The organism is Mucilaginibacter xinganensis, assembly GCF_002257585.1.
Lineage (GTDB): Bacteria > Bacteroidota > Bacteroidia > Sphingobacteriales > Sphingobacteriaceae > Mucilaginibacter > Mucilaginibacter xinganensis.
Window position 1 is genome coordinate 220,243 of record NZ_CP022743.1, and the last position, 15,194, is coordinate 235,436.

General features: G+C 39.7%; 12 protein-coding genes. 6 read left to right on the forward strand and 6 right to left on the reverse strand.

Going from position 1 to position 15,194, the window contains the following annotated elements; all coding sequences use genetic code 11:
* Positions 1-37: 37 nt before the first annotated feature.
* Positions 38-769, reverse strand: a complete 732-nt coding sequence (locus tag MuYL_RS01005; RefSeq protein WP_094568753.1) for a nucleotidyl transferase family protein — start codon at positions 767-769, stop codon at positions 38-40.
* Positions 770-1,406: 637 nt separating this feature from the next.
* Here MuYL_RS01005 and MuYL_RS01010 point away from each other — a divergent pair.
* Positions 1,407-2,168 (forward strand): hypothetical protein, encoded by a 762-nt coding sequence (locus tag MuYL_RS01010; protein WP_094568754.1) that lies wholly within the window; start codon positions 1,407-1,409, stop codon positions 2,166-2,168.
* Between the two features lie 229 nt (positions 2,169-2,397).
* Here MuYL_RS01010 and MuYL_RS01015 read toward each other — a convergent pair whose 3' ends face one another.
* Complete coding sequence (locus MuYL_RS01015) at positions 2,398-3,021, reverse strand: hypothetical protein (RefSeq protein WP_094568755.1); 624 nt, start codon at positions 3,019-3,021, stop codon at positions 2,398-2,400.
* Positions 3,022-3,395: 374 nt separating this feature from the next.
* Between MuYL_RS01015 and MuYL_RS01020 the strand changes: the two genes are divergently transcribed.
* Positions 3,396-3,902, forward strand: coding sequence for a hypothetical protein (locus tag MuYL_RS01020; RefSeq protein ID WP_157740528.1), 507 nt, complete (start codon positions 3,396-3,398; stop codon positions 3,900-3,902).
* 265 nt (positions 3,903-4,167) lie between these two features.
* On the opposite strand, the gene MuYL_RS01025 is transcribed toward MuYL_RS01020, so the two are convergent.
* Genes MuYL_RS01025 through MuYL_RS01035 form a run of 3 tightly spaced genes read right to left on the reverse strand, consistent with a single transcriptional unit; the run spans position 4,168 to position 8,268 of the window.
* Positions 4,168-6,042, reverse strand: coding sequence for a GmrSD restriction endonuclease domain-containing protein (locus MuYL_RS01025; protein WP_094568757.1), 1,875 nt, complete (start codon positions 6,040-6,042; stop codon positions 4,168-4,170).
* A complete protein-coding gene (locus MuYL_RS01030; protein ID WP_094568758.1) occupies positions 6,029-7,084 on the reverse strand; it encodes a DUF4435 domain-containing protein in 1,056 nt (351 codons plus the stop codon). Before MuYL_RS01030 ends, MuYL_RS01025 begins: the two co-directional genes overlap by 14 nt.
* Entirely contained in the window at positions 7,081-8,268 is a 1,188-nt protein-coding gene (locus tag MuYL_RS01035; RefSeq protein ID WP_094568759.1) for an AAA family ATPase, read from the reverse strand. Before MuYL_RS01035 ends, MuYL_RS01030 begins: the two co-directional genes overlap by 4 nt.
* 617 nt (positions 8,269-8,885) lie before the next feature.
* On the opposite strand from MuYL_RS01035, the gene ileS reads away from it, so the two are divergent.
* The 4 genes from ileS (at position 8,886) to MuYL_RS01060 (ending at position 14,063) form a co-directional block, all read left to right on the forward strand.
* Positions 8,886-12,266, forward strand: coding sequence for an isoleucine--tRNA ligase (gene ileS / locus MuYL_RS01045; RefSeq protein ID WP_094568761.1), 3,381 nt, complete (start codon positions 8,886-8,888; stop codon positions 12,264-12,266).
* On the forward strand, positions 12,267-12,650 hold the full coding sequence (locus MuYL_RS01050) for a TraR/DksA family transcriptional regulator (protein WP_094568762.1): 384 nt from the start codon (positions 12,267-12,269) through the stop codon (positions 12,648-12,650).
* Entirely contained in the window at positions 12,651-13,256 is a 606-nt protein-coding gene (locus MuYL_RS01055) for a lipoprotein signal peptidase (protein WP_094568763.1), read from the forward strand. It begins immediately after the preceding gene.
* A gap of 180 nt (positions 13,257-13,436) precedes the next feature.
* Positions 13,437-14,063, forward strand: coding sequence for a LysE family transporter (locus tag MuYL_RS01060; RefSeq protein ID WP_094568764.1), 627 nt, complete (start codon positions 13,437-13,439; stop codon positions 14,061-14,063).
* A gap of 46 nt (positions 14,064-14,109) precedes the next feature.
* Here MuYL_RS01060 and MuYL_RS01065 read toward each other — a convergent pair whose 3' ends face one another.
* Positions 14,110-15,156, reverse strand: a complete 1,047-nt coding sequence (locus MuYL_RS01065; RefSeq protein ID WP_094568765.1) for a DUF2157 domain-containing protein — start codon at positions 15,154-15,156, stop codon at positions 14,110-14,112.
* Positions 15,157-15,194: the final 38 nt, after the last annotated feature.

Consider the following 15,194-nt stretch of genomic DNA (forward strand, 5'->3'; position numbering starts at 1 on the left):
CAGCAGGAGGTAGCTGGAATAGATAATTGAGTACCAACTATACCCCAGCTACCCCATTAAGCACCAGCCAGCTGTAACCGCCAGGGTGGTTAAATTCAGCTAATTGCTCATCAGCTATTGTAACAGTAACAGGTATTTCGTTGGTTTTATCGAAGGGGGTAATTCTCAGGCAGGCACTGTAGGTGCCGTCGTACATTTTAATGTGGTGGCCGGGGTGCAGAAAATAGGTTGGAAAGTGGCCCACTATGGCCGCTGCCTGCCGGAAGTTGCCGGTGCGGAAACTGCGTGCAACTTCGTCTTTATCCAGCACCACTTTGAACGAATTCTTCAACGTATGCAGCCTGATTCCCCGTTCCCTGCATTCGTCCTGCAGGGCCCAGGTTAGCCCTTTTTCGCCCGTGCCAAAATACTGATTCTCGCCTGCCCACAGCTCCTTCAATTGCATGGTACTGTCTTTAAATAATTCGTCAAAAAGCCCTGCGGCTCCCGCCCGAAGATCGTCGCGCCCAATGTCAAGCACCAGCACATTGTTGATCCCTAAATATTTAAAAAGCTCAATCCTTGCCGGCAGGTCAAAATAATCCTTGTAAACGTTGCCGTAAATAAAGATGCCTGGCTGCGGGTAAACAATAATTACATAGGGATTCAACCCCTTGCTTTTGCTGTATGTGAGTAGTTTTTTAAAGATAGCCCTGTGGCGCGGTAAAAGTGGATCCCACGTGCCCAGAATGCTGATAATGTTATTGTTTATTGCTTTGTGAAAGATCATGGTTTAATGTTTCGCCAATGCCGTAAGGTAAGAAATTTCTACGGATGTATAATAGCCGGCAAAGCGTTCCATTTTTCAGCAGAACGAGGCGGAACAAAGTGAAACATGCTGATTTTCATGTATTTAACAAATATCTAAAATGCAAGTGACTGATAATCAGCAATTAATAAATTTATGTTTTTGAACACGTATTCATAATTAATTAATAATCAACATGTTTCATATTTTGTGATTTAATAAAATTTGGCATTTTTCGAGGATTTCGCCTTTTTTAACTGGAAAATGTGACAGCTTTCATAAAAAACAGACCAGCAACCAGCCAGGCTTTGCTACTGCCAGAGGCTTTTGAACAATGCAGATTACTCCCCATTGGTGAAAGGCCAAAATGGGCATCAAACGATAATGAATAATTGTTATATTTAATTCGTCGTAGCAGCATTATGAAATATAAAATCGGGAGATATGTACTAAGGGTTTGGCTGGTAAGCGCATTATTAACAGAGCAAAAATAAGGCAAGGTCTATTAGGTTTTTATTTCTGAGTTTCTTAATACCATTAGGTCGATTACTAACTAATAACAAATTAAATTATTTCATTTAAGCATCGTTTAGACGGGCAATAAACCTTGGAATTATAGATGGATAAAATAAAAAACAAAAAGGCTTTCTTTGATTTATTTGAAACTGGAAGCCCGCTACTTAAAGCTAAATTTGACGTCAACTCAACTAAAGAAGCCATAACCGTTGAAATTGAAAATACGCTTGATAGAAAGATCGATCCGAAAGGCTTAGAAAACTTCAAAAAAATTTGTACAAATATTGAGTTGACCGACCTCTATACCAAATGCAATGGGTTTAGCTTGGCAACGCCTGTCCTCCCCGGGAATGTAATAAAAAAACCCTTGATGAGACAATTACCAGTTGCTGACTTGATAAAATTTACGGATCAGTATCTGCCAAAAGGAGAGCTGGCATGGACCATCGATCTAAACAAGACCAAAACACTTTATCGAAGCGAGCACAAATGGTTAGCATTTGCAGAAATTGACGGAGGACCCACTTGTTTGACAATTTTTTTAGAAGGGGAAAATGCTGGTAATATTTTTTTGTTAGAACCCCAGCCCCACTTTAATACACTTAAACCTATTGCTAAAACTTTTAATGGTTTTTTAGAGAGAATAGCAAAAGATCCGGCTGCCTTTTTTAGATTGACAAGAGCATATGTAACAATAATTGGCCAGGATGGGAACAATTTTGGATATGTTCCGCTCCAATATATACATGATAGTGACATTATGTTTCCTGAAAAAGAAGTGAAAGCATCCCTGGAGATGGCGCGCAGCGCGCCCCAACAAATAAGCAACGATAATTTAAGAAATAAATGGTGGAAGTTTTGGTGATGTTAAAATGGTGTTCTTATTATTCCGGCCGCTACCGGGAGATTTAGAGGGGGCTAAATGTTTAAGGCGTCCTTAAGTTAATAGCATTGAGGGTTCACCCTTGTGGTCCGCCCTTAGGTTGCCGCCGTGCCATGTTGAATAAAAGTTATGGCAGCCACTACTCCGTCTCCCGAAAATAAGACCCGCTTTGCGCCACAATGACCGGGCATACAGCGTACTGGTTATTCTGCTAATTGAAAGTGAAACCAAACTGGAGGTTTAAACCCAGAGAATAGGGCTCGCTGTTCCCAAACCGGTTTGGAAGCGACAAGGCCACAAAATAATTCACCGCCTTAGACCGCGCATAAACCTGGTTAAATACCGGTGTAAAACCATACCGCCCGGAGGTTTCAAAAGCCAGCCGGGTAATTATAGTAAAGCCATGATCGAAACGAAACATGGTACCCGGGTCAATTAACAGGTTACTAACCCTGCTGCTTCCGCCGGATGATTTAATAGTAGGTGTAATTTCATAGCTAAAACCAAATCGTTCACTGTATAATACATTTACACCCAAGGGGAAACCGATACTGCTGGTATGGTGTGAAAAGTTTGAGGTGAATTTTCCGGCAGACAAGGTTTTGAGCGGCAGAATGATACTCAGATAACCCACTACTTTTGGATAAGCTGGTTTTGGCTTAATTTTTTGGTAAATCGACCCGCCATATCTTATCGAATCGGGCGACACGTCCTTTATTTGTGCCGATACGCTTTTAGGTAATAGGGATCCGGCAATCCCCAGTGTAATTAAACAAATTTGAAGCAACCGGTAATACGTAGTTTTACAATGAGGTAAGGGTAAGTTTATTTTCATAAATGATCTGGTTTGAGAAAAACAGGTTAAATACATTCCGTTATATCAAAATAAATATAACGATTGACAAATAAAAGAGATTATTTGCATTAAACACTACTTTTTATCGGTTTTTAATGATTATGACGACGGCAGAGCACCACGCAAAAACGGGAGTGCTAAATTCCCGGTGCTACTGCAGGGAGTCTACACGTTATGGCCCGCGTTTAGGTAACCGACATGCTATGTTGGATAAAGTTGTAGCTATCCTTATCCGCCTGTCAGCCACTACGCTATCTCCCAAGCAGGCAACTTATTAAGTCCTGGGCATCGCATCAAAATTTTCGATACTTTTGAAAAACCTTGCATTTCAACTCCGGCAAACAGCAACCCTTATGGATGAAACTATAATTTCCAATTTTGATAGCTCCTATTATAACCGGGCGATAGCCGGCGCGGTTGTGTTTTTAGCGCTGACCGGGGAAATGCTTTATACATGCCTGCAGGGTAACCTTGCAAACCCTTTGCTTGCTTATTCAATTACGCTGCTTTTGTGTGGTGCGCTTTGGGTATATTATCATTTCTTTTCAAGATCATGGAAAAGGGTTACGGTAACTGCTGCCGAAATTATTGTGTACGATGTTGTTTTTAATAAGCAGTTAACTATCCCCTTTACGGAGATCACCAACGTTGGCACTTACAGAACGCGGGGTAATAACGGCAGCTGGGGAGCGGCTTTTTCCCAAAGTTTGGTCATAGAGTTTAAAGAGGACCAGTCGGTAGCCTTTGATGAAGCCTGGTATGATAATTACAGCAAGCTAACCATGGCTATTTACTACCACAAATATGGCCCCGGCCATGGCCGCGACCGGTACCTGGAACGCAGGGGCAACCCGGCATAAGTTTAAGAGAAAATTCAATCTCCGCTTTCTGCGGGGCGTGACTGTTGGCGCTAAATCTATCGCTACAGCAAGGTACTGCCTTGTGGCCCGCTGACAGATAACCAGGCAACAAGTCGCAAACTATTTAGTCAGCCATAACTTAAGGTACAAATTCCTCTATTTGTTAAATTAGTTCGCTTCGTTAGCCTTGTGGTAGTGGCATTGAAAAAGATTGAGATGAAATAGCTAGATTCTCTTTCCAGAATAGTGAGCCCTTTGTCATTAGTTAACTCTTCTCAAAATCAAAATCCAAAAATAAAAGCTCTTGCTTAAAATCTTCCGGAATTGAAATATTCCATCTTTTTTCCATGAATCCCAACATTTTTACCCCTCTGCTTAATATGTCGTCAGGGCCCCAGCTTTCTAAGTTTGCGATTTCCAACGAATTTTTTGAATTTAAAAAATATAGCTTTTTATCCTCAAAGCAATTGTCCTCTTCCAATACTGCATGGGGAAGTAACGTAAAATTACCCAGGCTCCCACTTAATCGCTTTCTCTCATTAGCGCTGAATCTCTTAAAAGTCGACTTCCAACATGCTTTTACGGGGTTATTTGGGTAAATATATTCTACGAATTTCAATTCATTCCAATCTCTACCTGAAGAAATATTATCATTCAAGTAAAGTTCATACTCGAATAGAAAATACCTTAAATATTTCCAATCATAAAAGCCATTTGATCCTTCTCTAACAAACAAATCCTTTAGATATGAGTAGAAACTATTTATATCAAAATATCCATTATAATCATCATCTCCGTAAATCCAGTATTTTATATCGTGTATTAGCTCAATAATGTCTTTTTCTTTATTATATAGTTCACTAGCTTTAGCACTAAAATGGTAAGTACCGGTATTTGATCGTCTAAATGAAACATCAAAAATTAAAAACACATATGATTCTGTCGCTTTTAAAAGCTGTACAATTTTTTGTTTGTCTTCTTCAATTACTAAGGCTCCCATTATTAAGGGTGCAAATGATTTAAATCCTAAGCGATTTAATTTTTTTAACCAAAAAATTACGTTATCTGATGCAGCAAGATCTTGCGCATGACGATGCGAGGGGTTATTCATCACAAACCATTGTTTTACACTCAAAGCAAGACTTTCAATATAGTTACTTATTGTGTAATAATTTTCCTCCCCTGAGATAACATTTTGAGATGTATAATACCTTTCAAATATATCCGTTGCGTAAAATTCGGGTTCTCTTCTCTCATACCTTTTGAACATTATCCAGTGACTTTGAAGAAATAAATCGTCGTCTAATTTTTTTTCTTTATTTAAACCTAAATATTTGTAAATGGTCTTCCAATGTTCATTAATATTATTTCTTAACTGAATTCTGAGGTCTGGATTGTCGTCTTTTAATAAAGTGGAAAGGTAAATTAATCTATTCTTAAGTTTTTCTAAATTAGAAAGAGGTTTACCTCGATTATTCATTGTTTCAAATACAATAAATATATCTAATTCTTTTTCCAGGACTTTGAAGTCGAATTTTAGCTGTTTGGTTATTTTATCAAATAAGTCGCCTAAATCCTTAATGTTTAGCTTTGCAACTTTTTCGATAAAATACTTCTTTGCATATAGTAAATTGTTTGTGTAAACCGTTTGTTCAAGTTCTGAATTAGTTACGCCATCAATCTGTTCAAAGATTTCTCGTTTTAAAAATTCATAGCTAGGATTGTCTTTGTGATAGCCAAATATGTAGGATTTTTTATGTTCAGGGAGATTTTCTGTATATATATATTTATTGATAATATCTTTTTTACTATTGTAACTGATTTGTTCCAAATCAGTTATTTTATCAGAAATTACCCAAATTAAAATGATAATTGTCGTAATTCTTTGTTGTCCATCTACTATAAAGTATGGTTTATCACCTTTGCCTTCTATCAACCATTTGTCTTCCTCCCAGCTAAAGTATTCACTTTTATCTACTTCCTCGACACTTATCATACCTGTGTAGTGAATTCTATCCTTTTGGAGGTTTGAAATATCTTGCCAAAAATCATCCAAATGATTCTTTTCCCACGAATACCCTCTTTGATAATCCGGTATTCTAAAGAGTTTGTGATTGAAAATTTCTTTAATTGTTTCCATTTAAATGATCCAGATTGATAGTTAAGAATTGTCTGATATCCGTTGGCATATTTATTTTAGGAGGTAGTACGTCAAACACATTGTTTATATTAAGGTCTATATTTTTACGAATTAACGGAATCTGCTGATGTTCTGTTAAAGAATTGTTCATTTCTTTTATTTTGAGATTAATCTTCCCAGTCATTCTTTCTACACATCGAAAAGATTCTAATAAAAACCATATATCATATTTTCCTCGAATATATTTTTTGGGGTCATCTATAAGTTTTATAGCGTTCCTATGACCCAATAATTTATTTAGAGAAAAATTAGAGCGGTCCGCAAAACACTTATCTTCGATATATTCTAATATTGATTGGTTTCTAATAATAAGCTTTTCCAATTTAGCAATGGTTAGACTTTTAGTAGTTTTATCAAATTCAAATTGAGGCACTAATTTTTTATAAAAAATTTCAAGTTCATCAAAATGGAAAAAATAACTCATTTTTAAATAATCGAGTTTAAGGTGATTTTCATCTTTTCTATAAATCAATATAAATGCTGTAATAGGCAATAAATTTGATTGAAATATTTCATATGTGTTTTTAAACTTATCTAAAAGGTTTTGTTTTAGTCCTTGATGTTTTAATCCAAAACATCGTGACAATATGAAATCAAACGATTCAACAGTAGCTAAATAATTTTCTATGGAATAGTGTTTTGTTACAAAAAAATTTATGTCGTTTACTGTTTCTCTACCGAGAATGTCATCATAATCTTTATCCGTAAAAAACAGGACTTTCGACTTTATAAACCTACTCCAATTTATCTCATAATACGCCTCTTTTACATATTTCTTCCCCTTTTGAAAATACGGAATAATCTTAAAATCTATATAAGTCAAAGTTATAAATGGGCGATAGAATTCAAAATCATCCTCATCTTCTACGAAAACATGGATTGTTTTGTGTTGAGAATTATAGTGTTGTAAAAGACGAATATTACCTGCACGTGGTAGTATCGATTCTGCTTTGAAAAAGAAACTATCTAAGAAATTCATCATTTAACAATGAATTCGTTTAGGCCATGAGTGTATTTTTTCAACGAGTCCGAAATGACAAAAGGAGAGTGTGTGGCGACAACAAGGCCCTCACAATTGCAAGTCAAAATATCATTTAAAAGCATTTCTTGCCAACTAATTGACAACGAAATTTCCGGTTCATCGAATATTACAAAAACTTTATTTTTATCTAGCAACAAATAGCTAAAAAGTGACACTATTTGTTTTTCTCCAGATGATAGGGTATCCAAATCAAGGCAATCTTCTAGATTTATTCTCTGTATTTCTAAAAAGTTGGAATTTTTAGAAAGTCGCATTTCCTTTTGATTGGATAAATACTTATTACAGTTAACTAAAAACTGATCAACCAACAGATTATTTTCAGCAATTTGATTTAACTCATTTTTCTTTAATAATTCACTTAATTTGTACTTGACGTCATTCATTCCGAACTCAATAAGTTCTAATTGCGATGATTCATTTTTCTTTCTTTTCCACTTTTCAATATCTCTCGTCTTCCACAATTCACTAAACACTTTTTGAAGATCGGCTTCAGTTTCGCTTTCCTCATTGTCGTTTTCTGATTTCTCTGATTCAATCCGGAGATTTATCTCAGGGACTAAATTTAATATATGTTGCTCGAGTCTCTTATTTAAGTCTCCAAATAACGAATGAAAATCCCTTTCAATTCTTCTATAGGTTGGAAGGTAAATTATATTTACGTCCCAATTATATTTAGTTTCATCGAAGGAAAGTTCTTTTAAGTCCTGTACGATTCGAAATAAAAGGCTTAAAGGGATGTCAAACTCGCTTTCAATATCGTTTAACAAATATGTATCTTTTAACAATTGATTAATATCATACCTTTTTAACTCCTCTTTTATGAATTTTTCATATAATGGATATTTTAATATAAGTGCTTTAATCTTTTCAGAATCTAGACCAATATTCTGAAATTCGTTTTTTCTAAATGTATACTTTACATCATCTAATACGGCATTTATTGTGCTAAACTCATATTCAATTAATTTGAACCATTGTTTTGAAAGAAATAAGTATAACAATCTAAGAAGTGTCGTTTTACCCGACCCATTTTCGGCAACAAGTAATAAAATATTATCACTAATTTCCATTTTTAGTGATTGATTACCATATAGATCGTTTACTTCAAAATTTTGTAATATCATAAATTATAGGATTATAGATTTCGGTGCCGACACTTTTATTTTAACAATTTATGCAAATTATTGCCTAACGAATTGTTACTAAGTATCTAAAATTAATTTCTATTGATAACCGAAATCTAAATTTAAGCATTGAGCATCGTTTAGGTGTCTTATCAAAGATAAAAAATTATGCAGTAATACATAATCTAAATAACGGTCGCCTGTCTAATCTTTTGCTCAAATGCAACAATTTAAGCGGCATGCTTAAATCCCAATCAATAAATAATCGTCAACCTCCTTTCCGGATTTTCATGAATGTAATCGATCTTCTGATCAATAACCTCCATCTGGCGCGAGAATGCAGCGCAGGACAAAGAGGTGACCTCCTCTCCCTTCTGGCGCGAGAATGCAGCGCAGGCCCAAAGCGGTGGGGTTCTCGTGCCCCGCGTTTAGGTAACAAAGCGACACTCCTCATCAAGCTAATCCTTAAATCTCGAAAATCAAGGTTCAGACAAATTACCGGCTTCCCCCAAAACAATCTTTCAGTCATTTCCCCATTCAAACCGCCAAATAATGCTTAATATCATACTATTTATCGTAAAAATCCGTATTTTTGCAACCTCTAAAATTTGAGGTGGATGTACAAGGAATATAAGCAGTTAAACTTATCGCAGACAGGCAAAGATGTACTTGATTTCTGGAAACAGAACAACATCTTTGAAAAAAGCATCAGCAGTCGCCCGGCGAACAACCCGTACACATTTTACGAGGGGCCGCCGAGTGCAAACGGGATGCCCGGGATTCACCATGTGATGGCGCGTGCCATAAAAGACATTTTTTGCCGCTACAAAACACTTAAAGGTTACCAGGTAAAACGCAAAGGCGGCTGGGACACCCACGGCCTGCCTATTGAGCTGGCTGTTGAAAAGGCTTTGGGCATCACCAAAGATGATATCGGTAAAACCATCTCGGTTAAGGATTATAACGACGCCTGCCGCAAGGAGGTAATGCGCTATACCGACATCTGGAACGACCTTACCGAAAAGATGGGCTACTGGGTTGACCTGGAGAACCCCTACATTACTTATAAAAACGAATACATTGAGTCGCTTTGGTGGATTCTGAAAGAGTTTCATACCAAAGGCTTATTATACAAAGGATATACGGTACAGCCTTATTCGCCTAAATCAGGTACCGGCCTCAGCTCGCACGAACTGAACCAGCCCGGCACCTACAAAATGGTGAAAGACACATCCATCACTGCCCAGTTTAAGGTTAAAAGGGATAAGGATTCGGAGTTTTTGTTTGAGGGTGTTGATACTGATTTATACATCCTGGCTTGGACTACCACCCCGTGGACCTTGCCCGCGAACTGCGCACTGGCCGTTGGCGAAAAAATTGATTATGTAAAAATCAGCACCTTTAACCCTTATACCTATGAGCCGGTAACGGTTATACTGGCTAATGACCTGGTAGGCAAACACTTTAAGGCCGAGGGCGAAAACGCCTTTTTTGACGATTATAAAGGCGGTGATAAGATCATCCCCTGGGAGGTGAAAGGCCATTATAAAGGCACCGACCTGCTGGGCCTGCACTACTGGCAGCTGATGCCTTATGTAACCAACGAAAACCTGGAGAAGAATGCGTTCCGCGTAATTCCTGCCGACTTTGTTACTACCGAGGATGGTACCGGGATCGTTCACACCGCATCCGTTTTTGGGGCGGATGACTTCAGGGCCTGTAAGGAAAATGGTGTGCCATCGGTAATGGTATATGACGAATTTGGCAAGGAAGTACCACTGGTAAACAAGCAGGGCCGCTTTGTGGATGAGGTTACTGATTTTGCCGGCCTTTATGTAAAAGAAGAATATTACAGCAAAGAAGAACGCGAGGCCCCGGGCTTTAAAGCTACCGATGTGCTGATCTCGATCAAGCTAAAAACAGAGAACAAAGCGTTCGACGTTAAGAAATACGAACACAGCTACCCGCACTCGTGGCGCAGCGATGAGCCGATCTTATATTATCCGTTGGACAGCTGGTTTATCAAAACTACTGCGGTAAAGGATAAAATGGTGGCGTTGAACAAAACCATTAACTGGAAACCTGAATCGACCGGTACAGGCCGCTTTGGTAACTGGCTGGAAAATTTGGTTGACTGGAACCTTTCGCGCTCCCGCTTTTGGGGTACCCCACTGCCCATCTGGCGCGAGGAAAACGGTGGTGAAGAAAAATGTATCGGCTCGATAGCTGATCTGACCGCTGAAATTGAAAAATCAATAGCAGCAGGGTTAATGCCTGCCGGTTTTGTTATTGATGACCTGCACCGCCCGTACGTTGATGATGTGATTTTAACTTCATCAACCGGCAAGCCAATGTACCGCGAACCCGACCTGATTGATGTTTGGTTTGACAGCGGCGCCATGCCGTACGCGCAATGGCATTTCCCGTTTGAAAATAAAGAGGAATTTAAAAATGCCTACCCGGCAGATTTTATAGCCGAAGGTGTTGACCAAACACGCGGCTGGTTCTTTACCCTGCATGCCATAGCGGTAATGTTGAGCGAAACCAGCGACGAGATTAAAAAGATAAACGAAGAGGTTGGCAACAAGGGTGTAGCCTTTAAAAATGTGATCTCGAACGGATTGGTGCTGGATAAAAACGGCAACAAAATGTCCAAACGGCTGGGAAACGGCGTCGACCCGTTTGAGACCATTGAGAAGTTTGGTGCCGATGCACCGCGCTGGTACATGATCAGCAATGCTGCCCCCTGGGATAACCTGAAGTTTAACCCTGAAGGTATTGACGAGGTACGCCGTAAATTTTTTGGTACGCTTTATAACACCTACACCTTTTTTGTAATGTACGCCAATATTGACGGGTTTACTTACAGCGAAGCGGAGATAGCATTGAAGGACCGCCCTGAAATTGACCAGTGGATCATCAGCTTATTGAATACCTTAAGCAAAGAGGTGGATGCTTTTTATGCCGATTTTGAGCCTACCAAAGCGGCCCGCGCTATCCAGGATTTTGTGGATGCGCATTTAAGCAACTGGTATGTAAGGTTAAGCCGCCGGCGTTTCTGGCGTTCGGACAGTCCGCAGGATAAGTTGTCGGCCTATCAAACGCTTTACACCTGCTTAACTACCATTGCCAAACTCATGTCGCCCATTGCGCCGTTCTTTGCTGAGCGTTTATATACCGACCTTAACAGCATCACCCAAAAAGAGGAATTTGAATCGGTTCACCTGGCTTACTTCCCCGAATATCATCCCGACCTGGTAAATGCCGAGCTGGAAGAAAGAATGCAGATGGCACAGGATATCTCCTCGCTGGTGTTGTCGCTCCGTAAAAAAGTGAGCATCAACGTAAGGCAGCCGCTGAGCAAAATTTTGCTGCCCATACTGGATAAGAAATTTGAGGGCCAGATTGAGCAGGTTAAAGACTTGATTCTTTCCGAAACCAACATTAAAGCCATTGAGTACATTACAGATACCGCCGGCTTTATAAAAAAGAAGATCAAACCAAACTTTAAGGCCCTTGGTGCTAAGGTGGGCAAGGATATGAAAGCCGTTGCCGAAGCTATCGGGAATTTAAGCCAGGATGATATTGCAGCGCTTGAAAACAATGGTGATTTGCTGTTGCCTACCCGGCACTTGATCAACCTTTCGGACGTGGAGATCATAGCCGAAGATGTTACAGGATGGCAGGTTGCAAATTTGGGAAAACTAACCGTGGCTTTAGATGTTACTATAACCGACGAGTTGAAACAGGAAGGCATATCACGCGAGCTTATCAATCGGATCCAGAACCTGCGAAAAGGGAAAGAATTTGAAGTGACCGACAGGATAAATGTTAAGCTAAGTAACCACCCTTTTATCAGCAAAGCTGTAAACAATAATTTATCCTATATTTGCGCCGAAATTTTGGCGGAAAGCATTGTGCTTGATAATGAGCTTAATGAAGGAGAATTGGTTGAGATTGACGGAAATGAAATTTTGATTGCTATAAGTAAAATATAAATGAAACAAGAAAACGAAAAAACCAGGTATTCAGAATCAGACCTGCAGGAATTTAAAGGTATTTTATTGGCAAAGCTAAGCAGTGCCAAAGAAGAACTAAACAACCTTGCAACATCTTTAAGTTCACCAAATGCGAATGGTACTGATGATACTGCCGGTACTTATAAAACACTGGAAGACGGATCAGCAACACTTGAAAAAGAACAGATTAACCAGTTAGCGGCACGTCAGAAAAAGTTTATTGAGCAACTTGAGGCAGCCCTGGTACGAATTGAGAACAAAACCTACGGTGTTTGCCGCGAAACCGGTAAACTGATCCCTAAGGAACGTTTACGTGCTGTACCGCATACTACTTTAAGTATGGAAGCAAAATTAAAGCAATAAATGAAGGCAGCCTACACCAAACCTTTTCTTGTTGCTGCTTTTATTGTGTTGATTGACCAGGTAATAAAAACCTGGGTACGCACACACATGTCGTTTGATTCCGAAATTCGTTTTTTGGGAAGCCACGGCATGCTGCGCTATACTGAAAATAATGGCATGGCCTTTGGATGGGAGCTTGGCGGCAAAATAGGAAAGCTGGTATTAACCTTATTTCGTATTGTTGCGGTTTGCGGCATTGGCTATGGCCTGGTTTACCTTATTAAAAACAAATATCACCGCGGCCTTATTATGTGCGTGGCGCTGATATTTGCCGGCGCGCTGGGCAATATTATCGACTCTACTTTTTACGGCTTGCTGTATCAAAACGGGCACTTATTTGAAGGGCGCGTGGTTGATATGTTTTATTTCCCTTTAATTAAAGGCACTTATCCTGATTGGTTCCCGGTATGGCACGGGCAGTCGTTTGAATTTTTTGAGCCTATATTTAACCTTGCCGATGCATCAATCTCAGTAGGTGTAATTGCTATCCTTATATTTCAGAAGCGCTATTTTAAACAGGAAGTGCCCGAAGTAAGCAGCCCGAACAGCGAGATGGTGGAGGAGTAGTGGTTAGTTAATTAGAGGGTAGTTAATCAGAGAATAGATACGAGAGATTAGGTAAAAAGCCTCTGTCATTCTGAACATAGTGGAGAATCTTATCCGACATACCTGTTCTGCGTTCATCGCCGTATAAGATTCTTCGCTCCTGCTCAAAACGACAAATAAAAACACCGCTATTTTTAAACGATGATATTTTTAACATTTTTTATCGGGTTGATAGCAAACTTTATCGGTTATATCCCGCCGGGGAATATTAACCTTACCCTGGTACAGATTACCATAAACCGGGGCATGAAGCAGGCGCTCATGTTTATCATTTCCTTTTCTGCTGTTGAATTCTTTTTTACCTACTTCATTATGCACGCTGACAAATGGCTCAGTGCAGAGGTAAAGCTGGATACCATTATTGATTGGGTGATGGTGGTGCTGTTTGGTGTGATGGGTGCCATCACATGGATCAATCGCAAAAAACCACCCGAAACAAACTACTCCGACCGCGAAAGTATCAGGTACGGCATCCTGCTTGGTTTTTTAAACCCCATGCAGGTTCCATTCTGGATGATCACCGGAACGTACCTCATTACCCATCAATGGATTGAAGACGGGAAATTAGCTTTAGTGATTTTTAGTATAGGTGCGGCAGCAGGTGCATTTCTTGCACTGTTCCTTTATGCAAAGTTTGCCCAGTATATTCAAAGCAAGTTCGCCTTAAGCACCCGGCTGGTGAATACCAGTATCGCCATCCTTTTCTTTGCCTTTGCGGCATATCACATTATTAAACAGGTATATTTATTGTCGGTTCACCGGGGGTAGTTCGCGGTTCGCAGCCAAAATTGGTGATGAATAGCTAAAGGTACCATTAGCCATGAACTTTTTTGACATTCCAGATCCTTTCGGCTTTCCGCCCAATCAGCCAGAATGATGCGCCCAGTATGGCGAAGAACAAGGTTTTGTTGGTATGGTCCCAAAAGTACTCGAAGTATTTGGTATAGATAAAAATGAGCAGAAAGGTGATGCCAAACTCGCGGGCAATTACATCCTTGGTCTTTAAGCCGTAAAATAAAAACCCTGCGGCTACGGCTGCGGAAATGATCCCCCAGTAAAACAAGCTCACCTGCCGGATGTGCCACCAGCTGTCAATACTTCCTAAATTGCCAAAAATACTTAGTAACCACAGCGACATAAAAAGGTAAAGCATCCCCACCACGTAGGTAAGTTCCCAAAAACGATCAAACCACTTACGGTTTTTTAACAGGTAAATACTGCTTAATAATACCAGGCCAAACAGCACAAATCTTAACGGGTAGTTCATTCCCAAAAAATAATCGCTCCACCGGGTTTGATAACCTGTTTCGGTGCCGAACCAGCTGCCTAATGATACCAGGGCAAAGAGCCAGATAAGCCGCGAATCCATTTGCCAGCCTAAGGCACCGTAAACAAATACCGAAAGCAGGAATAATAGCGAATAATGGCCCGAGCCGTTATCAAGCGATTTCCCCAGGTACGCTATACAGCATGCAGTGAACAACACACCCGTGAAGATAATAGCCTCGTTACTGAAAACCTTTTCGGGATATTTATTTTGCCAGCGCCTGCCAAAATAAAACAGCGGCACCGCAACAATACCTGCCAGGATGCTAATGGCAATATCGGGTGTGTAATATAGTTTTTTAAGCCAGGTGATTACCTTGTCATCAATTATCAGGGAGCCAACCGCTATGACGCCGCAGAACAGGGCTATCCAAAACGAATATTTTGCCAGCCGCATCCAGTCGAACCCCTTAACTTCGTAGGAGCTGCGCAGGCTTTCGGCTACGCCGGCATCAATTAACTGCTCATCCTCCCAGTATTTAATGGATCGGCTTAAGAATTCGCTTTCCTGTTTATCTAAGTTAAGTTTAGCCATATTTATTCCATAGTCATTGGTCCATAGACCATGGTATT